The organism is Petralouisia muris, assembly GCF_004793545.1.
Lineage (GTDB): Bacteria > Bacillota > Clostridia > Lachnospirales > Lachnospiraceae > Petralouisia > Petralouisia muris.
The window spans coordinates 101,122-124,593 of record NZ_SRYA01000002.1; the positions used below are offsets into that span (position 1 = coordinate 101,122).

Here is a 23,472-nt window from a genome sequence, read left to right on the forward strand (position 1 = left end):
ATGGTTCCCTTGGTTCTTTGTATAGTCAGAATATCACAGGTAAGAGGGAAAGCAAACCTTTTCCTTTCCCTTCGGTTTATGGGCGGTTTTATGCATTTGTGCCGTAATTCTTTTCTAAAAACTGTACAATTGGTAACATTTGTATGAAAATTGCTGTTAATCTCCATGAAAAAAATACAAAATGATTGAGTTAATTATTTAACAATGTTATACTGTGGAAGTAGGAAACAAGTAGGAGTTCGGAATATGTGAAACAAGGAGGAGAAGGATTGGAAGCAAAGGATCAAAAGATACTGGATGAGATTTTGGAATCTCACAGCTATGACCAGACGGCAGTTATCGGAATTATGCAGGATATCCAGAAGGTTTACCGTTATCTGCCGGAGGAAATGCTTTGCTATATTGCAAAAAAACTGCATTTAAGCGAAGCAAAAGTATATGGGGTAGCCACGTTTTATGAGAATTTTTCCTTAGAGCCCAAGGGAAAATATATCATTAAAATCTGTGACGGGACGGCCTGTCATGTGCGTCAGTCCACGGCGATTCTGGATGAAATTCGGGGGTTTTTGGGAGTGACCGGGGCAAAGCCCACCACGGAGGATATGATGTTTACGGTTGAGACAGTCTCCTGCCTGGGAGCCTGCGGGCTGGCGCCGGTCTGTACGGTGAATGATGTGGTGCATCCTGCCATGACCCCGGAAAAGGCCAGGGCGTTGATTCAGGAATTGAAAGAAAGCCCAGAGGCTGGAGAGGAGGCCAACGATGAAAATTAATCGAAGGGATGGAAAAGGCCGGAGAGGAGGCCAGCAATGAGAATTAATACGAGAGAAGAATTAGAAGCCAGAAGAAAAGAATATGCAGCTTCGCTGAAGACTCAGAAAAAGCAGATTTTGATCTGCGCTGGAACCGGCTGCGTGGCAGGAGGTTCTCTGAATATTTATGCAAGAATGCAGGAAATTCTGATGGAACGGGGCATTAAATGCGCCCTGGTGCTGGAAAAGGAGCCTCACGGCGATAGTATAGGACTGAAGAAATCCGGCTGTCATGGATTCTGTGAAATGGGGCCTCTGCTTCGGATTGAGCCGGCAGGTATTTTGTATATTAAAGTAAAAGCAGAAGACTGCAGGGAAATCATTGAAGGGAGTATTGTAAATGATCGTGTAATTGAGCGTCTGGTGTACCATGATCAGGAAGGAAAATCCTATGAAAAGCAGGAAGAAATTCCATTTTATAAGCAGCAGACCCGCGTTGCATTGGAGGACTGCGGGCGGATCAATGCAGAATCCATTAAGGAATACATAGCGGTAGGCGGTTACCGTGCAGTGGCGAAGGCGCTGTTTGACATGACGCCCAAGCAGCTTGTAGATGAAGTGTCAGAGGCGTCCTTAAGGGGCCGGGGCGGCGGCGGATTTCCCACCGGCCGGAAATGGGCACAGGTGCTGGCCCAGAAGGAAGAAGTGAAATATGTGGTCTGCAACGGCGACGAAGGCGACCCGGGAGCCTTTATGGACCGGAGCATGATGGAGGGCGATCCCCATCGGGTGATTGAAGGCATGCTGATTGCCGGAATTGCAACAGGAGCTCATTACGGCTATATTTACGTGCGGGCTGAATACCCTCTGGCAGTGGAGCGGCTGCAGACAGCCATCAACAAAGCAGAGGAAAAAGGGCTGCTGGGTAAAAATATCCTGAATTCCGGTTTTGATTTCGATTTGAAAATCAGTCAGGGAGCCGGAGCGTTTGTCTGCGGAGAAGGCTCTGCATTGACGGCCTCCATTGAAGGAAACCGGGGTATGCCCAGGGTGAAACCGCCCCGCACGGTGGAGAAGGGGCTGTTTGAGAAGCCGACAGTTTTGAATAACGTGGAAACTTATTGTAATGTGCCGCCAATTATTGTGAAAGGGGCGGAATGGTATAAAACCATAGGACCGGATAAAAACCATGGAACCAAGGCTTTTGCCTTAACGGGAAATGTTATGAATACTGGTTTGATCGAAGTGCCTATGGGAACTACGCTTCGGGAAGTTATTTTTGATATCGGAGGAGGAGTCAAAGGCGGGGAATTCAAAGCTGTGCAAATCGGAGGGCCCTCTGGAGGATGTCTCTGCATCAATCCTACAGAAGACCATCTGGATCTTCATCTGGATTTTGATTCCCTGAAAAAAGTGGGGGCGATGATTGGAAGCGGCGGCCTTGTGGTAATGAACGACAAGAGCTGTATGGTGGAAGTGGCAAGGTTTTTTATGAATTTTACCCAGAATGAGTCCTGCGGCAAGTGCATTCCCTGCAGAGAAGGCACCAAGCGGATGTTAGAGCTGCTAAATGATATCTGCGAAGGCAGGGGAACCATGAAGCATATCACGCTGTTAGAGGAACTGGCAGAAACCATTTCCGCAACGGCTCTCTGCGGACTAGGCAAGACGGCGGCGTTTCCTGTGGTAAGCACCATGAAATATTTCCGGGAAGAGTATCTGGCCCATGTGGTGGATAAAAAATGTCCTGCCGGGCAGTGCAAGGCGTTGGTATCCTTTCAAATTGATCCCGAGCAGTGCAAGGGCTGCAGCAAATGTGCGAAGCTTTGTCCCGTTGGAGCTATTTACGGTGAAGTCAAGAAGCCGTTTACCATTGATACCTCGAAATGTATTAAGTGCAAAGCCTGCAAAGAAGGCTGTAATTTCCACGCAGTAAAAGAAGTGTAGGAGGCCTGGACATGGAAAAATATATGATCATTGACGGCGAACGTGTATCGTTTACCGATGAAAAAAACATTCTTGCAGTCATTCGGAAAGCAGGAATCATTTTACCGACCTTTTGTTATTATTCAGATCTGTCCATTTACGGCGCCTGCCGTATGTGCGTAGTGGAGGATCAGTGGGGAGGGATTATTGCCTCCTGTTCTACGCCGCCGAAGCATGAAATGGAAATTCGCACCAATACGCCGCAGCTTTACTATCACAGAAAACGTATTCTGGAGCTGCTGTTAGCGGCCCATTGCAGGGATTGCACCACCTGTGAGAAAAATGGAAAGTGTAAATTGCAGGAGCTGGCTACCAGATTCGGAATTCCTGGGGTAAGGTTTGAAAATACCAATCCCATCCGTCCCACTGACACTTCCTCTAAGGCCATTGTCCGCAATCCCAATAAATGCATTTTGTGCGGGGACTGTGTGCGGGTGTGCAGTGAGATTCAGCATGTAGGAGCCATTGATTTCGCCCACCGGGGTTCGAAAATGGAGATTTCCACTGCCTTTGGAAGGGATATTGCAGATACCAACTGTGTAAGCTGCGGACAGTGCGCGGCAGTCTGTCCTACAGGCGCCATTACCATTAAGCGTGACAGCCATGATGTGTGGGAGGCAATTCACAATCCGAAAAAGCGGGTGGTGGTGCAGATTGCCCCGGCAGTCCGTGTGGCAATCGGCGAGGCTTACGGGTACGAGCCGGGAGAAAATACCATTGGGAAATTAGTGGCTTCCCTGCGTAAATTGGGAATAGACGCTATTTTTGACACCTCTGTGGGAGCGGATCTTACCATTATGGAAGAATCGGAGGAATTGCTGGAAGCCCTGGAGGAAGAAGACAGGAAATATCCCCTGTTTACCTCCTGCTGTCCCGGATGGATTCGTTTTGTGGAAACGCAGTATCCCCATCTGATGAAATATGTGTCCACTTCCAAGTCTCCCATGGAAATGTTTGGCGCAGTGGTAAAGGAATACTACCGGAAACAGGATAAAAAAGAAGGAAAAGAAACAGTATCCGTGGCAATCATGCCCTGTACGGCCAAGAAATTCGAAGCGTCCAGGGAAGAGTTTAAGAGAAAAGGAGCGCCGGATGTGGATTATGTGCTGACCTCCGAAGAAGTGATTACCATGCTGCAGGAAATCGGTATCCGGTTTGACCGTTTAGAGCCGGAAGCCTATGACATGCCTTTTTCTATTTTTTCCGGAGCCGGAGTGATTTTTGGAGCTACTGGCGGAGTGACGGAAGCGGCCGTGCGCCGGGTGGTGGAAGATAAGAGTCCCAAGGCGTTAAAAGAGATTGAATTTATCGGCGCCCGGGGTATGGACGGAGTCAAAATCTGTGAGCTTCCTTTTGGAGAGCGGCAGATACGGATTGGCATTGTCAGCGGTCTTGGCAATGCAGATAACCTGCTGCAGAAAATAGAAAGCGGGGAAGAGCATTTTGATTTCGTGGAAGTGATGGCCTGTCCGGGAGGATGTGTGGCCGGAGCGGGCCAGCCCTTTGCCCGTTCCACAGAGAAGCGGATGCGCGCGGAAGGCCTGTATAAGAATGACAAGGCAATGCAGATTAAGCGCAGTGAAGAAAATCCTCTGGTGGAAACATTGTACAATGATCTGCTGAAGAACCGGGAGCATGAGCTTCTGCATGTGCATTATGCGCCGGAAACGTAATATGTTGTATTCTGCATAATTTGGCAGTAAAATTGGCAAATGGGGCTGTCGGAAATTGAAATGTACACATAATCTATTACAGGAACTCAGATATTTTCCGACAGCCCTGCCATTCATTTTTGAATATTTATGCACAAAGGCATGTTCGTTTCGTCAAGACGAATGATGACGGATTTATCGTATCTTGATGTTTCCACTTTCACATCGGACCGAAATTTCATGTTTGATGTTGCTGTCTTGTTTTTGGTAATGGACGGTTCCGTCTTCTTTTGCATCTATATTTTTTCCGTTGATTTCAACGGTTCCGTATTCTGCCTCCAGATCATAATTGTAATCTGTAACTTTATCCGTCAGTTCCAGTGTCACGTCCCCGTATTCTGCGTTGACTTTTGTCCGTTCCAGGACTGCATTCTTAAGGTTCAGACAGCCGGATTCCAGAGAAAATGTGCTGTTTCCTGCCTGGAAACGGTCAATGGAGCAATTGCCATAATCGGCGTCAATGGAGCAGGCGTCTGCTGTCAAGGAAGAAATTTCCAGGTTGCCGGATTCCAAACAGAATTTCCCTTCTCTGGAGGCTGAAACGGAGCTGCCTGTAAAGTTTCCGTAGGAAGCAGAAATGTTTAAGTTTTCACAAGTGAGGGCATTCACATCAATATTGCCGGATTCGGAAGAAATGTTCAGAGTATTTCCGGTAAAATCCCCAAGGGTCAGGTTGCCGTACTCCAGGGAAAGATCCGCTTTTTCGGCATTGAGCTGTTCTATTTCCAAATTTCCGCTTTCTATGGACATGCTCAGCAGATCAAAATAGTGGTCTTTGGGGACATAGAGATTTAAGTATAGGGGTTTTTGATTGACCGGATTTCCGAACAAATTCAGGGAAATAAGGTAGCGATTTTTCGTCTGGCCTTCCTGAAAATGAAATTTTCCGTTGGATACGCCGTAATCTGGTTTGCTGCTTTTGCCGTCCAGCTGGTATTCCAGATAAAAGCCGTCGGATGGCAGTATGGACACATTGGCGTAGTCTAAATCAATGGAAATTTCTGAAAATTCTTCCAGTGTTGTTTTCTCCAGTGTGTGAGGCTCCGGATATTTTTCCCTGCGGGGCGAATCTCTGCGTGCGGAAGCTGCGGAGCCAGTTCGGATACCATCAGCAATGATTATGCCGGAACACAGAATGCCGGCAAAGACAGCGACGCCGATGACAAGGGCTAACAAGTTGTTGTATTTTTTCATAACGTATCCTCCTTCTTAAGTCTGTATCTTCTCTCTGTTAATTAAAACGATACAGACTGGAGGATGACTTCAGGATCAGAAAGAATTATTTGGATTTATTCTATGCAGCGCTGAAAGGCAATGCGGGGACTTTTGTCTTCCACATGAATAATCCCGCATTCCTGAAATCCGTTCTTTTTTAACAGATGCCGCATGATAAGATTGTTTTCATGAGTGTCGATTCTGAGGTTGCAGGTGAAGGCGCTGCAGAACGTAAGGCATTCAGCCAGGATATCTTTTTGCCGGCCGGCGCTGGCAATGCGGTGTATGACTCCATAGGGAAAATCATTGAGCCATCTGCCCTGAATGATCTGGTAGGTGGGCTCCTCTCCGATCTGAAATGCAAATACTCCGGCGATCTGTCTGCCGGAAGCATCCGGCAATTTGATATCAGCAGTTTCTTCCGGCGCATCTTTTAGTTTGATATCAGCAGTTTCTTCCGGCGCATTCTCTAGTTTGATATCAGCAGTTTTTTCCAGCGCATTCTCCAGTTCAGATTCCATCACAAACAGTCTGCCTTGTTCTATATCCTGCCGGATTGTTTTGAGATCTGGTTTCTCTGTTCCCCACTGGCTGGGGTTGCCGCTTAACGCCATTTGCTCTCTTGCATAGGAGTAGATGGATAAGATTTGTTCCAGATCCTGAACGTCTGCTTTTCTGATAGTCATTGCGGTTCTCCTTACGTACTGCTTTTCTGTCAGTTATTGCGGTTCTTCTTATGCGTGCTCTTCTGTCAGTTATTGCGGTTCTCCCTGCGCCCTTCTTTTCAGATTGTTATGGAATCTTTTCTGTTTAGGGCTTTTAGAGACAGTGTATTTCCGAGCTTTCTGCTCTGTTTTCTGGGGGTTGCCGGAAGCTTCATCTGCCAGATTTTTCTGGGCTGTGGACAGCATCAGTTTAATGCGGTTTAGCTGGTTTACCTCAGAAGCTCCAGGATCGTAGTCAATGGCTACAATATTGGCGGCAGGATAGCGATGCCGTATTTTCTTAATTACGCCTTTGCCCACCACATGGTTGGGCAGGCAGCCGAAGGGCTGGGCGCATACGATATTATTGGTGCCGGAATGAATCAGCTCTAACATTTCACCGGTCAGAAACCAGCCTTCCCCAGTCTGATTTCCCTGGGATACAATGGGAGAGGCATAGCTTGCCAGCGTACGGATCTGTGCAGGCGGATCAAAGTGGCGGCTCCTTTCAAATTCTTTTCTTGCTGCGCCGCGCAGCCACTCCAGAAGCTGAATGCCAAGATTGGCAATTCTTGCAGCGGATTTTTTCTGTCCCAGCTTTTCTACACGGAAATTCTGATTGTAGAAGCAGTAGAGCAGGAAGTCAGTCAAATCAGGAACTACAGCTTCCGCACCTTCCGCCTCTAATAATTCCACCAGATAATTGTTGGCTGCAGGCAGGAATTTTACCAGAATTTCGCCTACAACGCCTACCCGGGGCTTTCGTTCCCCTGTGACTGGCAGGTTGTCAAAGTCCTGAATAATTTCCCTGCAGTAGCGTTTGAAGGTTCGGTGGGAAACCATTCTTGGGGCGGAGACAAATTTCATGCATTTTCGCTTCCATTTCTGATGAAGCGCATTGGCTGCGCCGGGGACTGTCTCGTAGGGTCTGGTGCGGTACAGGCAGCGCATGAAAATATCGCCGAAAATTAAAGCGTACAGCCCTTTTTGCAGCAGGGGCAGGGTGAGCTTAAAGCCAGGGTTGGCTTCCAAACCGCTTAAGTTCAGGGAGATCACCGGGATATCCGGGCAGCCTGCTTTTTCCAGGGCCCGGCGGATGAAGCCGATATAGTTGGAGGCCCGGCATCCGCCTCCGGTCTGGGTGATTACCACAGCGGTTTTTGTTAAATCATACTTTCCGGATAAGATGGCGTCCATAATCTGTCCTACTACAATCAGGGAAGGGTAGCAGGCGTCGTTGTTTACATATTTTAATCCCATGTCCACCGCAGATTTCCCGTCATTGTCCAATACCACCATATTGTATCCGGCAGACCGGAAGGCAGGCTGCAGCAGTTCAAAGTGGATGGGCGACATCTGGGGGCAGAGGATGGTGTAATCTTTGCGCATTTCCTCTGTAAATACCACACGCTGGTAAGCGGCTGGCAGGACGGTGCAGCAGCTTTTCTGCTTCTCCTTCACCCGCAGGGCGGAAAGGAGGGAGCGGATGCGAATTCGGGCGGCGCCCAGGTTATTTACTTCATCTATCTTTAAGCAGGTGTAGATTTTCCCTGCTTTTGACAGTATATCATTGACTTGATCCGTGGTGACGGCGTCCAGCCCGCAGCCGAAAGAATTCAGCTGGATCAAATCCAGGTCTTCCCTTGTTCGGACAAAGTTTGCAGCGGCGTATAGCCTGGAATGGTACATCCACTGATCCATTACAAGCAGAGGCCGCTCCACTTCTTTCAGATGGGAGACAGAATCCTCCGTTAATACGGCAATGCCGTAGGAATTAATCAGCTCTGGAATGCCGTGGTTGATCTCCGGATCCGTATGGTACGGGCGTCCTGCCAGAACAATTCCCCGGCGGCCGTTTTTCTCCATATATTCCAGGGTTTCCTCTCCTTTGTGGCGGATATCCTCTCTCATACGTCCAAGTTCCTGCCATCCGGCGTCCACAGCAGCCTGTGTCTCTTCCGGGGAGATGGAAAATTCCCGGGCAAACAGGGGCAGCAGCTGCTCAGCCAGAGTTTCTTTGGAGGCAAAGGACATAAAAGGATTGAGAAAACGCACCTTGCCGGAGGTAATTTCGTCCACATTGTTTTTGATATTTTCCGCATAGGAGGTGACAATGGGACAGTTAAAATGGTTGTTGGAATCCGGAAATTCATCCCGTTCATAGGGGATACAGGGGTAGAAAATAAAGTCCGCCTGATGCTGTATCAGCCAGGATACATGTCCATGGGCCAGCTTTGCCGGATAGCATTCGGATTCGCTGGGAATAGATTCAATGCCCAGCTCGTATATCTTTCTGGTGGACTGGGGGGACAGCATCGTGCGGAAGTTTAAAGTCTTAAAAAATACCGCCCAGAAAGGATAATTTTCATACATGTTCAGCACTCTGGGAATTCCAACGGTTCCCCGATGGGCCTCTGCCTCGGAAAGGGGTTCATAAGCAAACATGCGGGTGTTTTTATACTCAAAGAGATTGGGAATCTGCTCTTTGTTCTTTTCTTTTCCCAGGCCTTTTTCACAGCGGTTTCCAGTGATGAACTGACGGTTACCGGAAAAACGGTTAATGGTTAACAGGCAGTGGTTGGTGCAGCCCTGGCATCTGGTCAGTTTGGTGTCCACCTTTAAGTTCTCGATTTCTTCGATTGGGAGCATGGTGGTGCATGGATTATCTTCATAGCGTTCCTTTGCAATCAGTGCCGCTCCGAAAGCTCCCATAATACCGGCAATGTCCGGCCTTATAGCTTCACAGCCGGAGATTTTTTCAAAGCTGCGCAGAACGGCGTCGTTGTAGAAGGTTCCGCCCTGGACTACAATATGTTTTCCAAGATCTTTGGCGTCGGATACCTTGATGACCTTGAAGAGTGCATTTTTGATGACAGAGTAAGCAAGCCCGGCAGAAATGTCGGACACTTCCGCTCCTTCTTTCTGGGCCTGCTTTACCTTGGAATTCATGAACACGGTACAGCGTGTGCCAAGGTCAATGGGATGTTCTGCAAACAGGGCGGCCTGTGCAAAATCTTCCACAGAATAATTCAAAGACTTTGCAAAGGTTTCAATAAAGGAACCGCAGCCGGAAGAGCAGGCTTCGTTTAACTGTACGCTGTCCACAGTCTGGTTCTTGATTTTGATGCATTTCATGTCCTGGCCGCCGATATCCAGGATACAGTCCACCTCGGGGTTGAAAAATGCGGCCGCATAGTAATGGGCAACCGTCTCCACTTCCCCTTCATCCAGCAAAAATGCGGATTTTAACAATGCTTCCCCATATCCGGTGGAGCAGGAGTGTACGATATGCGCATCCTCCGGCAGCAGGGAATAGATTTCCCGGATAGCCAGGGTTGCGGTAGCCAGAGGATTGCCGTTGTTGCTGCTGTAAAAAGAGTACAGAAGAGAGCCGTCTTTCCCTACCAGGGCTACTTTGGTGGTGGTGGAACCGGCGTCTATGCCTAGATAGCAATTTCCCCGGTAAGTGGACAGATCTCCTGTTGCCACGTGATGTCTGCTGTGGCGCCTTTGAAATCTGTCATAGTCCTTTTCAGTGGAAAACAGAGGCTCCATCCGCTCCACTTCAAATTCCATTTTAATTTCAGAGGAAAGCTTCTTTAAAATACTTTTCAGCTCCATGGATACTTCCGGCTTGCAATTTAAGGCAGAGCCCATAGCTGCAAACAGATGGGAGTGGTCAGGAGCGATAATATGTTCTTCATCCAGCTTCAGGGTGCGGATAAAAGCCTCCTTCAGCTCCGGCAGAAAGTGAAGGGGACCGCCCAGAAAGGCAACATGTCCCCGGATAGGCTTGCCGCAGGCAAGACCGGAAATGGTCTGATTCACCACTGCCTGAAAAATAGAAGCGGACAAATCCTCCTTGGAAGCTCCTTCATTGATCAGGGGCTGGATGTCTGATTTGGCAAATACGCCGCAGCGGGCGGCAATGGGATAAATTGCCTTGTAATCCCTGGCGTAGGTATTCAGTCCTGTGGCGTCTGTCTGAAGGAGAGAAGCCATCTGATCAATAAAGGAACCGGTGCCGCCGGCGCAGATTCCGTTCATGCGCTGTTCTACATTGCCTCCTTCAAAGTATATGATTTTGGCGTCCTCGCCTCCCAGTTCAATGGCAACATCGGTCTGGGGCGCATAATCCTGCAGTGCGGAGGCGACTGCGATTACTTCCTGCACAAAAGGAATGCCAAGATGCCTGGCCAGGGTCAGTCCGCCGGAGCCGGTAATCACAGGCGACAGTAAAAGATTACCCAGTTCATCCTGCGCCCTTGCCAGAAGATCAGAGAGGGTTTCCCGGATATTGGCGAAATGTCTCTGATAATCTGCAAAGAGTATCTCATTCTTGTGGTTTAATATTGTAATTTTCACGGTAGTTGAGCCAATGTCAATGCCCAGCTTGTGTAAAGTATGCTGTTCCATATCATTTCCTCCAGTTTCCTGTAGAATCTAAATGGTAAATTTTGCTGTTTCTTCCTATTTATTATAAGGGTTCAAAAATCGAACACCGCTTATTATACGACAGGAATTTACAAAAAACAATTAGTTTTTTTTATTTTTAGCAATTTTATAGATTATTAAGATTTCATTTCTCCGCTCTGCAAATGTATGGATGAACTTGTAATATTTGCAGAAAAGTAATTGCTTTATCCCAATATATGTCTAAAATAAAAATACAGAACAGAGATAAAAGCTGAAAGCAGAACCCATTTCTTTTCCGGGAATATAATAGTAGAGAGATAACGGAAACAAAATGGAGGAAACTTATGGCAAGAATTATTCCGATTCCTATCGGGCCGATTTACAATGAAGGGTCCTGCCGGGGAATGGTGCATGTAGTTGAGAAAGGAGATACCCTGTATCAGCTGGGAAAACGGTATCATGTCAGTGTGGGTCAGCTGATGTTTGCAAATCCTTTTGTAAATGTATACAATTTACAGATCGGGGATGAACTCTGCATTCCCATCAGCATTCAGCCCAGAACTCCAGAAAACAGGATGCAGGGAGAATTGATGCAGCCGGAGGAATTATAAACTTTTTATGAAACTGTGCAGCTTTCGTTGACAAACCAGAAAGGAAAATCTATAATGGATACTTGAAGACGGCTTGTCTATAGAGGAGGATGTTATGAATTTTCTGAATAAAATGGAGCGTAAGCTTGGAAAGTACGCCATTCAAAATTTGACTTTCTGGTTGATTGGAGCCTGGGTTTTGGGCTTTATTATACAATATACGATGCCGGAGGTTCAAAGGATGCTGATTTTAGAGCCTGCGTTAATTCTGCAGGGACAGGTGTGGAGAATTGTTTCCTGGCTTCTGGTTCCGCCTCCAGTGAATCTTCTGTTTTTGATTTTCTTTTTATCCTGCTATTATTTTATTGGCAATTCCATTGAGCAGGCAATTGGAACCTTCCGTTACAATGTGTACTTAATCGGCGGTATACTGTGTTCCATTCTGGGAGCTTTTCTGTTATTTGGATTTTATTATTTTTTCAGAGGAGTGGCTGTGACAGGAATCGGATACTATTTCAGCACACAATATATTACCATGTCGCTGTTTATGGCTTTTGCGGTGATTTACCCCAATGTGGAATTCCGGCTGTATTTTCTGATTCCCATTAAGGCCAAATGGATGGGAATTGTAGATGCGGTATGGATGGCGTTTATGCTGATTGCCAGCAATGCGGCAGGACGGACGGCGATTCTGGCTTCTTTGATGAATTTTCTTATTTTCTTTTTCAGTACAAGGAATTACCATCGGGTTTCTCCTAAGGAAATACACAGGAAGCAGGTTTATCGGCAGCAGATGCGTCAGGCCCAGAGCGTGACCAGGCATAAATGCGCCATCTGCGGCAGGACAGAGCGTGATGGGGCAGATCTGGAATTCAGGTTCTGTTCCAAATGTGACGGGAACTATGAATACTGTCAGGATCATTTGTTTACCCATCAGCATATGAAGCAAAGTTAAAGGCCGCTTCAGACAGCGAAAACGGCAGAAAAAGCCCGATAGACGTCAATAGATGGGAGCCATCCATTGACAAACGCAAGATAAGAACTTATAATATCCATAATGTGGCATATCAGAAGTACTGAAGCTTCCGATATGCTTCATTACTCTTATGGGAAATTAATTTGTAAATACGAAACTCAGGAGGAACACAGATGGAAAATGAAGTGATTTCCAGGAACTTTATTGAACAGGAGATTGAAGAGGATTTAAAGGAGGGACATTACGAAACGATTCGAACACGTTTTCCACCGGAACCGAATGGTTATCTTCATATAGGACATGCCAAATCCATTCTTTTGAATTACGGCCTGGCCCAGAAGTACAACGGAAAATTTCATATGCGTTTTGATGACACCAATCCTACCAAGGAGAAGACAGAATTCGTGGAATCCATCAAAGCGGACATCCAGTGGCTTGGAGCGGACTGGGAGGATCGTCTCTTTTTTGCTTCTGATTACTTTGAGCAGATGTATGAGGCGGCGGTGAAGCTGATCAAAAAGGGCAAGGCATATGTGTCTGACCTGAATCCGGAGCAGATCCGGGAATATCGCGGAACGCTGACAGAGCCAGGGAAAGAAGATCCCAATGCAGCAAAAAGCGTAGAGGAGAATCTTCAGCTGTTTGCGGATATGAAGAATGGAAAATACGAGGACGGCGCATTGGTGCTCCGGGCAAGGATTGATATGGCTTCCCCTAATATCAATATGCGGGATCCGATTCTTTACCGGGTGGCTCATATGACCCATCACAATACCGGAGATAAGTGGTGCATTTATCCCATGTATGATTTTGCCCATCCCATTGAGGATGCCATTGAGGGGATCAGCCATTCTATCTGCACCCTGGAATTTGAGGATCATAGGCCCCTGTATGACTGGGTAGTGCGGGAACTGGAATATCCCAATCCCCCCAGGCAGATTGAATTTGCCAAGCTGTATTTAACCAACGTGGTGACGGGAAAACGATATATCAAGAAGCTGGTGGAGGAGGGAATCGTAGACGGCTGGGACGATCCCAGGCTGGTGTCTATTGCTGCGCTGCGTAGAAGGGGATTTACGCCGGAATCCATTCAGAAATTTGTAGAGCTGTGCGGAGTTTCTAAAGCTAACAGTTCTGTGGATTATGCGATGCTGGAGTATTGTATCCGAGAAGATCTGAAGCTGAAGCGTTCCCGGATGATGGCCGTGCTGCATCCCATTAAGCTGGTGATTGACAACTATCCCCAGGGGCAGGTGGAATACCTGGACGCAGCCAACAATCTGGAAAATGAGGAATTAGGCACAAGAAAGATTCCCTTCTGCCGGGAACTGTATATTGAGCGGGAGGATTTTATGGAAGAGCCTCCAAAGAAATATTTTCGGCTGTTTCCGGGAAATGAAGTGCGCCTGATGCATGCATACTTTGTAAAATGCGAAAGTTTTGTAAAGGATGAGAATGGAAATGTTACCGAGGTGCACTGCACTTATGACCCGGAGACGAAGGCAGGAAGCGGTTTTACCGGCCGGAAAGTAAAGGGAACCATTCATTGGGCTCCGGCGCCTTTTGCTAAGAAATGCGAAATAAGATTATATGAGAATCTGGTGGATGAAGAAAAAGGAGTATATAACAAAGAAGATGGAAGCCTGAACCTGAATCCGGAATCGCTGACCGTTTTAACGGATTGTTATGTAGAGCCTGCTTTGGCAGATACGAAACCATATGACAGCTATCAGTTTGTAAGACAGGGATTTTTCTGTACGGACGCAAAGGATTCCAGGCCGGATGCGCTGGTTTTCAACCGAATTGTATCGTTAAAGAGTTCTTATAAGCTGCCAACGCAAAAATAGCAGCGTACAGGAGGAGAATTTATGAGTTTGTTTTCAGGATTGGATAAATCCGGTTTGAAATCCGCAGAAACTATGGAAACCTTGGAAAATACCCAGAAAGAGAAAGAGGATCAGAATATAATGGAAAAACAAAAAGAGTTGGAGAAGCAGCAGGCGGCCCAGACACAGAGGGCGATTCCTCCCGAAAAAGATTTTTTGCTGCCCAAAACCACGCACTGCATGGCATGCGATCAGGATTTTAAGGTCAAAACTGTAAAAAGCGGAAAAGCCAGACGGCTGCAGCCGGATCGTGATTTGCGTCCAAGGTTCCAGTATATTGATACCCTGAAATATGATGTGGCTTCCTGCCCGTTTTGCGGTTATACGGCGATGACGAGGGATTTTGACAAAGTTACCTCGACGCAGATTAAATTGATTAAAGAGCAGATTTCTGCAAAATTTCAGCCTTCTAAAGAGCCGGAGGAAGATAGTTATTCCTACGATAAGGCCATTGAACGCTACAAGCTGGCTCTGCTGAATGCGGCAGTAAAAAGGGGGAAAGAAAGTGAGAAAGCGTATATATGCCTGAAGATTTCATGGCTGATCAGAGGAAAGGCAGATACTTTGCCGGGAAGTACGCAGGAAGAGCTGGCGGTGAAGGAGAAACTTAAGAAAGAAGAAGATACCTTTTATCTGCAGGCGTATGAAGGGTTCAGCAAGGCCATTTCCCAGGAAATGTTTCCGATTTACGGAATGGATGAGAGTACCATGGATTATCTTTTGGCCTATATGTCCTTTTATTTTAAAAAATACGAAATGGCGTCTAAATTTCTGGGAGGCGTGTTGACGTCCGCCACTGCAAGCCCTCGTCTGAAGGATATGGCGCTGGATTTGAAACAGGACATTGTGGCCCAGATGAAACGGTAACGCCGGAGTTTCTGCTTCCGGCAGAGTAAGGGAAGCAGACCGCCGTCTGGTTGCAAATGGAAACAGGAATATTATTGTGCAGTAGTTAAGGAGGCAGAAAAATGAAGAGATCGCAAAGAGTTGCAGAAGCAGGAATTGTAATTATGGCAGTTGCAATGATTTTTCTGACAGGCTGTACGACAGAGAAAGAAAGAGAAGCTGCCCGGCAGTATCGGGAAGAAGCAGAAGCATATATGGAGGAGGAAAAGTATGAACAGGCCCAGGAGGCCATGAAACAGGCTTTGGAACAGACTCCTGAGGATGAAGAGCTTCTGGCAGCGTCTGAGGAAATGAATCAGAAGATAAACCAGAGGATAGATGAAATCAATGCTTACAATGCAACGATGGAAGCGGCAAGGCAGGCCATAGAAGCGGATGACGCCGCTGCGCTGGACGCCTTGCAGGAAAGCGATGCAGGAAAGGCATTGGTAAAGGCGGCGCAGGAAACAGGAAGCTATATTTATATGCCGGAAGGAGGAACCAGCGGAAAGGGAATCGGATTCTATACCTTTAACGACTGTGACTGCGATCAATGGTACTATGGAGATTATCAGGAGGGCAGCAGGGAAGGTAACGGGATTTGGTATTATGTCAGCAGCCATACGGAGGATAAAAGTCTCTATAAGGAGGTCTATCAGGGGTCCTGGAGCGGGGACGCTCCCAATGGAACCGGGCATCAGGTGATTGCTCTGGGAGATACAGTAGATACGGATCAGGATTTCAATGTGGAAAATGGTTTGTTTTACGGAACCTACGACATTAAGGACTCCTTGGAGGACGGGACGGAAGTCACCGGACAATATGAACTGCAGAAGGGGAAATATGTAACGATTTCCGACGAAGAGCTGGAAAAGAACAATTTTGTGGTGCCCGCAGAGCCCCATCTTGCTATTGCATTTCTCTATAATGAGGCCGGGGAAATCAAAAGCTGCACCATGGTGTACGCTGAAGACGCCACCAGAGGCGTGAAGCATTTTTATTGATTAATCACAAAAGGGCCGTTTCATTAAGAGTTTGAATGCAGGAGATGCTGTTTTCTGAAAAAGGAAGACTGATATTCTGCAGGATATGTTCTTAATGGGGCGGTCTTTTCTGCGCTGCATGCAGCAAAAGGGAACATAAAAGTAAGGATTGCCGAGGGATATTGTTAATTTCAAAATAAATGTTAACTAATAATAATTAGTGGTTGACAATTGAGGGTTTTGTTTGTATACTCTTGTTGAACGAAGGATATTATGATGCGTCCAAAAGAAGGACAAGAAGGAGGAGAAGAAATGACAGAAACAAAAAGTTTATCCATTCAGACAATTGCAACCATAGGAGTTATCACTGCGGTGACCTGTGTTTTGGCTCCTTTTTCCATTCCCATTGGCCCTGTGCCTATATCTCTGACAAATCTGGTGATTTATTTCGGGCTTTATATTTTGGGATGGAAAAAGGGAACCATTAGTTATTGTGTTTATCTTCTCATCGGACTGGTGGGAGTTCCGGTGTTTTCTGCGTTTACAGCAGGACCCCAGAAGCTTCTGGGTCCCACTGGCGGATATTTGATTGGATTTATTCCTATGGCAGTGATTGCGGGGCTGTTCATTGAAACATCCGGGCGGAAAGTGGCGTTAAGCCTGACTGGCATGATTCTCGGCACGGTTGTATGTTATGGCTTTGGCACGGCATGGCTTGCGTTTTCCGCTCATATGGATTTTCGTGCTGCCCTGGCGGCAGGGGTAATTCCTTTTCTTCTGGGAGATTTGATTAAGATGGTTCTGGGCGCAGTCATAGGACCGCAGATTTACAATGCCTTGCAGCGGGCAAATTTAGTGTAAAAGATTTGCCGTTGATGGTGCTTGCTTTGTCTGGATTTATGATTCTGTAATACAGGAAAAGATGATACAAGGACTGGGGCTGTTGGAAAATGAAATTCAGGCACAATATATGGTTTTGCTTTTAGAAGCTTCATGTCATATATTGTCAAAAAGTTCATTTTCCAACAGCCCCAGTCCTTCTTGTATGCCGATTAGTTCTGTTCTTGTTCAAGTTCTGCCATCTTCATAGCGCGCACCTTCAGCGGAAGCCCGAATAAAGTGATAAAGCCTTCTGCATCATGGTGGTCATACAAATCGCCGGTGGTAAAGCTTGCCAGAGATTCACTGTACAGAGAATAAGGAGAAGTGGTTCCGGCTTTGATGATATTGCCTTTGTAAAGCTTGAATTTGACTTCTCCGGTTACATATTTCTGGGTGGAGGTTACAAAAGCCTGCACTGCTTCCCGCAGCGGGGTGAACCATTTTCCTTCATAGACAATCTGAGCCATCCGATTGCCCAGGTCCTTTTTCACTTCCATGGTAGCCCGATCCAGAACCAGCTCTTCCAACTGCTGCTGGGCCTCCATCAGAATGGTTCCGCCGGGAGTTTCATAAACCCCGCGGGACTTCATGCCTACCACACGGTTTTCTACAATGTCAATAATGCCGATGCCGTGTTTTCCGCCCAAACGATTTAATTCGCGGATAATATCGGCAACCTTCATGGATTTGCCGTTGAGGGTTTTGGGAATGCCGGCTTCAAAGGTCATGGTAACATATTCCCCTTCATCCGGAGCTTGTTCCGGAGATACCCCGAGAACCAGAAGGTGATCATAATTTGGCTCTAAAGCAGGATCTTCCAGTTCCAGTCCTTCATGGCTGATATGCCACAGGTTCCGGTCGCGGCTGTAGCTGCTGTCCGCAGAGAACGGGAGGTCGATGCCATGTTCTTTGCAGTATGCAATTTCTTCTTCCCTGGACTGCATATTCCACTTATCGCTTCTCCAGGCAGCAATAATTTTTAAATCAGGGGCCAGAGCCTTGATGCCCAGTTCGAAACGGATCTGGTCGTTTCCTTTGCCGGTTGCTCCATGGCAGATAGCGGAAGCCCCTTCCTTTCTTGCAATTTCCACCAGGCGTTTGGCAATGCCGGGGCGGGCCATAGAAGTTCCCAGAAGGTATTTGTTCTCATAGACAGCGCCGGCCTGCACACAGGGAATGATGTATTCTTCTGCAAATTCATCGGTGATGTCTTCAATATATAATTTGGAAGCGCCGGATAATTTGGCACGTTCCTCAAGTCCGTCCAGTTCTTCTTCCTGTCCGCAGTCGATGCAGCAGCAAATAACTTCATAATCATAATTTTCCTTTAACCATGGAATGATGGCGGTGGTGTCCAGACCGCCGGAATAGGCTAAGATGACTTTTTCTTTCATTACATTTCCTCCGTTGTTTTACAGTGTTTTTCAATGCTCACATCATTATAGCCTACTGTGCCGAAAAAGACAAGTGAAAAAATATACATAATAAAGTAATAAAAATGCAAATATACATACAAAAACGCTAAACAGAACATGAGATTCCAGGAAAAACAAAATCCAGGCTTGAATAAAAATTAAAAATAATGTATAATTATTCAATCGAAAATGAATAAAAAAAGACTTTACGAAACAGAAGAGATGTATTAATATGTTTAGGAATGTAATTATCTGAATAAGAAAGCGAGGAAGATTATGATAAAAGCGGGAATTATTGGAGCTACCGGATATGCAGGAGCGGAATTGGTGCGGATTCTGCTGGGGCATAGGGAAGCGGAAATCGTATGGTACGGTTCCAGAAGCTATATTGATGAGAAGTATGCGAAGGTTTACGGCAACATGTTCCGGCTTGTGGAGGATGTCTGCCGGGATGACAGGATAGAGGAACTGGCCAGGGAAGCGGATGTGATTTTTACAGCCACGCCCCAGGGATTTCTGGCGGGAGTGCTGACCGAGGATATTTTAAAGAATACAAAGGTTATAGATTTGAGTGCGGATTACCGTTTGAAAGATGTAAAAGTCTATGAAGATTGGTATAAAATAGAACATAAAAGCCCTCAGTTTCTTGAAGAAGCGGTGTATGGCCTGTGCGAGGTAAACAGAGAGCAAGTCAGGCATGCAAGGCTGGTGGCGAATCCGGGCTGCTACACCACATGCTCGATTCTGACGGCTTTCCCCCTGGTAAAAGAAGGGCTGATTGATCCAGATACTCTGATTGTAGACGCCAAGTCGGGAACCTCAGGCGCCGGGCGGGGGGCGAAACTTCCCAACCTGTTTTGCGAGGTTAATGAAAATATAAAGGCTTATGGGGTGTCCGTCCACCGTCATACGCCGGAAATTGAAGAACAGTTAGGCTATGGGGCCGGGCGGCAGGTGACCATTAATTTTACCCCTCATTTAGTGCCTATGAACCGGGGGATTCTGGCCACAGAATATGCGTCTTTACAGAAAGTAAAGCAGCCGGACGGAACGCTGGCAATCCCCACAGAAGAACAGGTGCAGGCTGTGTATGAGAAATATTATGGAAAGGAATATTTTATTCGCCTGTTAGGGCCGGGCGGCTGCCCTGAGACGAAATGGGTGGAAGGAAGCAATTTTGTGGATATCGGATTTCAGATTGACAAACGCACTGGCAGGATTATTATGATGGGGGCTATTGACAATCTTGTGAAAGGCGCAGCGGGGCAGGCAGTGCAGAATATGAACCTGATGTTTGGATTTAAAGAGCAGGAAGGTCTTGCCCTTGCGCCTGTGTTCCCTTAAGGCGCGTTTGCAAAATGCTGTTCTTGCATTGGGAGGGAACCTTTGCCTTGTTTCAGGCGGAATGAGAGTTGGCATGAGAATCATTACAGAATAGGAAAATCAGAAATGGAAAATTACAGTCAGGAAATAAGTATTCGCCCAATGGAAGAGGCGGATTATGAAAAAGTATTCGAGTTATGGAAAACCATCAAAGGCTTCGGAATCCGCAGCATGGATGATTCCCGGGAAGGCGTGCTCCGGTTTATCCGCCGCAATCCCGGTATCAGCGTGGTGGCGGAAGCAAAAGGCCGGATCGTAGGCGCGATTCTCTGCGGCCATGACGGCAGGCGGGGCTGTTTTTACCATGTGTGCGTCCATGAGGATTTCCGGCAGCGGGGCATTGGGAAAAGTATGGCGGTATTTGCCATGAAAGCCCTGCAGGAGGAACATATCAATAAGGTATGTCTGATTGCCTTTAAGAAAAATGAGGTGGGGAATTCTTTCTGGAAAAGCGTGGGATGGACCTTCCGGGAGGATTTGAATTATTATGATTTTGTGCTGAATGATGAGAATATTACCACATTTCAGTAAAACCCCTGAATCTAAGGTCCGGCAGGCTGCAAAGTGATTCTGCCAAAAGCTGCAATAGCCATTTTTGCATTTTATGGTGAAAGCATCAGGCAGCAATTGCAATCATACCGGAGAAGATACAGGAAGCAAGGACAGGGCAGGAGGAAAAGCGATGGAGATTATTACAGGCGGAATAACCGCAGCAAAAGGATTTCAGGCGGCAGCAACAGCGGCCGGGATTAAATATCAGAACAGGATGGACATGGCTATGATTGTAAGCCAGGTTCCGGCGGCGTCAGCAGGAACCTTTACCACCAATGTGGTGCAGGCGGCTCCGGTGAAATGGGACAGGAAACTGGTAACAGAAGAAAGCCATGCAAGGGCGGTTGTGGTGAATGCCGGAATTGCAAATGCATGTACTGGGGCAGAAGGAATGGAGTACTGCCAAAAGACGGCAGAAGCAGTGGAGCATACCCTTAAGATTCCCGCAAATCAGGTATTGGTAGCTTCCACCGGAGTAATCGGCATGCAGCTTCCCATGGAAAAGCTGACTTTAGGAATTGAGGCTATGGCCCCGCAATTAGAAGATTCTCTGGAAAGCGGGCATCAGGCGGCGTGTGCCATTATGACTACAGATACGAAGGCCAAGGAAGCGGCTGTTACTTTTCAGGTAGAGGGTAAAACAGTGACCGTAGGCGGCATGTGCAAGGGCTCCGGTATGATTCATCCCAATATGTGCACGATGCTGGGATTTCTTACAACGGATCTTGCCATTTCCAAGGAATTGCTGCAGGAAGCGCTGCGGGAGGATATCATAGATACCTATAACATGGTTTCCGTGGACGGGGACACCTCCACCAATGATACCGTGCTGCTCCTTGCCAACGGAATGGCTGGGAATCCTGAGATTATCCAAAAAGACGAGAACTACCGGAAATTTACGGAGGCCTTACATTATGTCAATACCGCTTTGGCAAAAATGATGGCGGGGGATGGAGAAGGCGCTACGGCTCTGTTTGAGACCAGGGTGATTCATGCAGATTCCAAGGAACATGCAAGGACTCTGGCGAAATCCGTGATTTGTTCTTCTTTGACCAAGGCGGCAATCTTCGGACATGACGCCAATTGGGGAAGAATTCTCTGTGCCCTTGGCTACTCCGGCGTGAAATTTGACCCGGAGGCCATTGAGTTGTTTTTCCAGAGTAAATCCGGCAGGATTCAGATTTATAAGGATGGAACAGCCACAGATTACAGCGAAGAAGAAGCTACCAGGATTCTCTCGGAACCGGAAGTGACCGTTTTGGTGGATATGAAGATGGGGGATGCAAAGGCAGTAGCCTGGGGCTGTGATTTAACTTATGATTATGTGAAAATCAATGCGGATTACCGTTCTTGAGGGAGCCGGCATGAAGATACGAAGCGTCATCTTCCGCCTGCTGGGGGCAGTTTTGTGCATTCTAATTATTTTTTTTATCGTACTTCCAATGGTGGAAGAAGGGTATCAGCGGTATTACGGAGTCGGCAGCATTTATTTGATTACTGGAACAGGGATTCCCATTTTATTGTCCCTGGGATTATTTATGGCAGTTCTCTGGCTGTTTAGCAAGGATGGTCTGAAAGGCTATTTTGAGGAAGAAAATGGAGAGGGAATCAGGGCTGGTTTCTCCAGAAAGAAAAAATGCGCGGTTGGGCTAGTGTCTCTTTTTCTTACCGTAGTGGGAATTTTTGGGAGCATGTGCTGGCGTCAGCGGTTTACATTGGACGGAGTGGATTACCGCTGTTTTTTCTATCAAAAAGGATATGCTTGGCAGGATGTGGAATGTTTTACTTTGAGGGCAGATTTTCAGGGCGTTCTGATGTTTGAATTTAAGATGGAGGACGGCGCAAAACGTTCTTTTAATGGAGGATGGCTGTGGTGCACAGAATATTTCAGCGACGGATTTGAGCGTAAGTTCCCTGAGGATGTGTATGATTATGCCCGGTGGCTTGGCCGGGAGCTGGGCAGCCGGAACATTCCCCTTGAGGCAGAAGGCGGCTGGGAGAAACTGGAAGAAAAGCTGGAATATGAATCCTGGAAGAGACTGGCAGAAGATGTTCGCCGATGTTATGAGGACGCTGCAGCGCTGGGCGGGTAAAATACGCCTTGGGATGGAGCTTGCAGAATGTGACACGGATGAGTGACGATACATAAAACAGAAAAGAGGAAGAAAAATGGAAGAGAAAAATATGCAGGAAATCCTGCAGAAAGCAGAAGTATTGATCGAGGCCCTGCCTTATATTCAGCGGTTTAACCGCAAAATTATCGTGGTAAAGTACGGCGGAAGCGCCATGGTGGATGAGGAACTGAAAAAAAGCGTGATTCAGGACGTGACGTTGCTAAAGCTGGTGGGATTTAAGCCCATTATTGTTCATGGCGGCGGCAAGGAAATCAGTAAATGGGTGGAGAAATCTGGTATGAAGCCGGAATTTGTCAACGGACTTCGGAAAACAGATGCGGCAACCATGGAAATTGCGGAGATGGTTCTTGGAAAAGTAAACAAATCCCTGGTACAGATGGTACAGGAGCTTGGGGTGAACGCCATTGGAATCAGCGGCAAGGACGGGGGACTTTTGAAGGTGGATAAGAAATATTCTGACGGTCAGGACATTGGATTTGTAGGGGATGTGAAAGAAGTCAATCCCAAGGTTCTATTTGATTTGCTGGAGAAGGATTTTCTGCCGATTGTGTGTCCCATCGGCCTGGGAGATGAATTTGACGCATACAATATCAATGCCGATGATGCGGCATGCGCCATTGCAAGGGCAGTCAATGCGGAAAAGCTGGCATTTCTCACAGATATTGAGGGCGTGTACAAGGACCCGTCAGACAAATCCACATTGATTTCGGAATTGTCTGTTTCGGAAGCCCATGAGCTTATCGGCGACGGATTTATCGGCGGCGGGATGCTGCCGAAGCTGAACAACTGCATTGACGCCATCGAAAATGGAGTGTCGAGAGTGCATATTTTGGATGGTCGGATTCCTCATTGCCTGCTGCTGGAAATCTTTACCAATCGGGGAATCGGAACTGCTATTTTAGGAGACGGCGAGGAACGGTTTTATTGTAAAAGCCAGAACTGAACTGGCAGGAAGCCTGCGGGAAATTGTAAAAGCCAGAACTGAACTGGCAGGAAGCCT

The 23,472-nt window shown here is 47.0% G+C and carries 18 protein-coding genes; 14 read left to right on the forward strand and 4 right to left on the reverse strand.

Going from position 1 to position 23,472, the window contains the following annotated elements; all coding sequences use genetic code 11:
* The first annotated feature begins 248 nt into the window (after window positions 1–248).
* From E5329_RS01600 to E5329_RS01610, 3 genes are read left to right on the forward strand one after another with little or no spacing between them, the layout of a single operon-like run.
* Window positions 249–773, forward strand: a complete 525-nt coding sequence (locus E5329_RS01600) for an NADH-quinone oxidoreductase subunit NuoE family protein (protein ID WP_275442911.1) — start codon at window positions 249–251, stop codon at window positions 771–773.
* A gap of 36 nt (window positions 774–809) precedes the next feature.
* A complete protein-coding gene (locus E5329_RS01605; RefSeq protein ID WP_135987832.1) occupies window positions 810–2,699 on the forward strand; it encodes an NADH-quinone oxidoreductase subunit NuoF in 1,890 nt (629 codons plus the stop codon).
* A gap of 11 nt (window positions 2,700–2,710) precedes the next feature.
* Window positions 2,711–4,411, forward strand: coding sequence for a [FeFe] hydrogenase, group A (locus E5329_RS01610; RefSeq protein WP_135987833.1), 1,701 nt, complete (start codon window positions 2,711–2,713; stop codon window positions 4,409–4,411).
* A gap of 174 nt (window positions 4,412–4,585) precedes the next feature.
* Here the strand turns inward: E5329_RS01610 and E5329_RS01615 are convergent, their stop codons facing one another.
* The 3 genes from E5329_RS01615 to E5329_RS01625 all read right to left on the reverse strand — a co-directional run bounded on the left by E5329_RS01615 (window position 4,586) and on the right by E5329_RS01625 (window position 10,785).
* Entirely contained in the window at window positions 4,586–5,644 is a 1,059-nt protein-coding gene (locus E5329_RS01615; RefSeq protein WP_135987834.1) for a DUF4097 family beta strand repeat-containing protein, read from the reverse strand.
* A gap of 95 nt (window positions 5,645–5,739) precedes the next feature.
* Entirely contained in the window at window positions 5,740–6,351 is a 612-nt protein-coding gene (locus tag E5329_RS01620; RefSeq protein WP_135987835.1) for an N-acetyltransferase, read from the reverse strand.
* Between the two features lie 69 nt (window positions 6,352–6,420).
* A complete protein-coding gene (locus E5329_RS01625; RefSeq protein ID WP_135987836.1) occupies window positions 6,421–10,785 on the reverse strand; it encodes a 2-hydroxyacyl-CoA dehydratase in 4,365 nt (1,454 codons plus the stop codon).
* A 344-nt stretch (window positions 10,786–11,129) separates the two neighbouring features.
* Here E5329_RS01625 and E5329_RS01630 point away from each other — a divergent pair, with 344 nt between their 5' ends.
* The 6 genes from E5329_RS01630 to E5329_RS01655 all read left to right on the forward strand — a co-directional run bounded on the left by E5329_RS01630 (window position 11,130) and on the right by E5329_RS01655 (window position 16,966).
* Window positions 11,130–11,396, forward strand: coding sequence for a LysM peptidoglycan-binding domain-containing protein (locus tag E5329_RS01630; protein ID WP_135987837.1), 267 nt, complete (start codon window positions 11,130–11,132; stop codon window positions 11,394–11,396).
* Window positions 11,397–11,490: 94 nt separating this feature from the next.
* Window positions 11,491–12,330, forward strand: coding sequence for a hypothetical protein (locus E5329_RS01635; RefSeq protein ID WP_135987838.1), 840 nt, complete (start codon window positions 11,491–11,493; stop codon window positions 12,328–12,330).
* 194 nt (window positions 12,331–12,524) lie between these two features.
* Complete coding sequence (locus E5329_RS01640) at window positions 12,525–14,198, forward strand: glutamine--tRNA ligase/YqeY domain fusion protein (protein WP_135987839.1); 1,674 nt, start codon at window positions 12,525–12,527, stop codon at window positions 14,196–14,198.
* A gap of 21 nt (window positions 14,199–14,219) precedes the next feature.
* On the forward strand, window positions 14,220–15,104 hold the full coding sequence (locus tag E5329_RS01645; protein WP_135987840.1) for a DUF2225 domain-containing protein: 885 nt from the start codon (window positions 14,220–14,222) through the stop codon (window positions 15,102–15,104).
* Between the two features lie 101 nt (window positions 15,105–15,205).
* Window positions 15,206–16,126, forward strand: a complete 921-nt coding sequence (locus E5329_RS01650) for a hypothetical protein (RefSeq protein ID WP_135987841.1) — start codon at window positions 15,206–15,208, stop codon at window positions 16,124–16,126.
* 291 nt (window positions 16,127–16,417) lie between these two features.
* The gene (locus E5329_RS01655) at window positions 16,418–16,966 is read left to right on the forward strand and encodes a biotin transporter BioY (RefSeq protein WP_135987842.1); all 549 of its coding nucleotides are present in this window, start codon (window positions 16,418–16,420) and stop codon (window positions 16,964–16,966) included.
* 191 nt (window positions 16,967–17,157) lie between these two features.
* Here the strand turns inward: E5329_RS01655 and E5329_RS01660 are convergent, their stop codons facing one another.
* Window positions 17,158–18,381 (reverse strand): argininosuccinate synthase, encoded by a 1,224-nt coding sequence (locus tag E5329_RS01660; protein ID WP_135987843.1) that lies wholly within the window; start codon window positions 18,379–18,381, stop codon window positions 17,158–17,160.
* Window positions 18,382–18,678: 297 nt separating this feature from the next.
* On the opposite strand from E5329_RS01660, the gene argC reads away from it, so the two are divergent.
* From argC to argB, 5 genes are all read left to right on the forward strand, one after another.
* Complete coding sequence (argC, locus tag E5329_RS01665) at window positions 18,679–19,746, forward strand: N-acetyl-gamma-glutamyl-phosphate reductase (protein WP_135987844.1); 1,068 nt, start codon at window positions 18,679–18,681, stop codon at window positions 19,744–19,746.
* A 105-nt stretch (window positions 19,747–19,851) separates the two neighbouring features.
* Window positions 19,852–20,316 carry a GNAT family N-acetyltransferase gene (locus tag E5329_RS01670; protein WP_275442915.1) on the forward strand — a complete coding sequence of 155 codons (465 nt, stop codon included), beginning with the start codon at window positions 19,852–19,854 and terminating at the stop codon, window positions 20,314–20,316.
* 151 nt (window positions 20,317–20,467) lie between these two features.
* Window positions 20,468–21,691 carry a bifunctional glutamate N-acetyltransferase/amino-acid acetyltransferase ArgJ gene (gene argJ / locus E5329_RS01675; RefSeq protein ID WP_135987845.1) on the forward strand — a complete coding sequence of 408 codons (1,224 nt, stop codon included), beginning with the start codon at window positions 20,468–20,470 and terminating at the stop codon, window positions 21,689–21,691.
* Window positions 21,692–21,701: 10 nt separating this feature from the next.
* Window positions 21,702–22,430 carry a hypothetical protein gene (locus E5329_RS01680; protein ID WP_135987846.1) on the forward strand — a complete coding sequence of 243 codons (729 nt, stop codon included), beginning with the start codon at window positions 21,702–21,704 and terminating at the stop codon, window positions 22,428–22,430.
* Between the two features lie 76 nt (window positions 22,431–22,506).
* On the forward strand, window positions 22,507–23,415 hold the full coding sequence (gene argB / locus E5329_RS01685; protein WP_135987847.1) for an acetylglutamate kinase: 909 nt from the start codon (window positions 22,507–22,509) through the stop codon (window positions 23,413–23,415).
* Window positions 23,416–23,472: the final 57 nt, after the last annotated feature.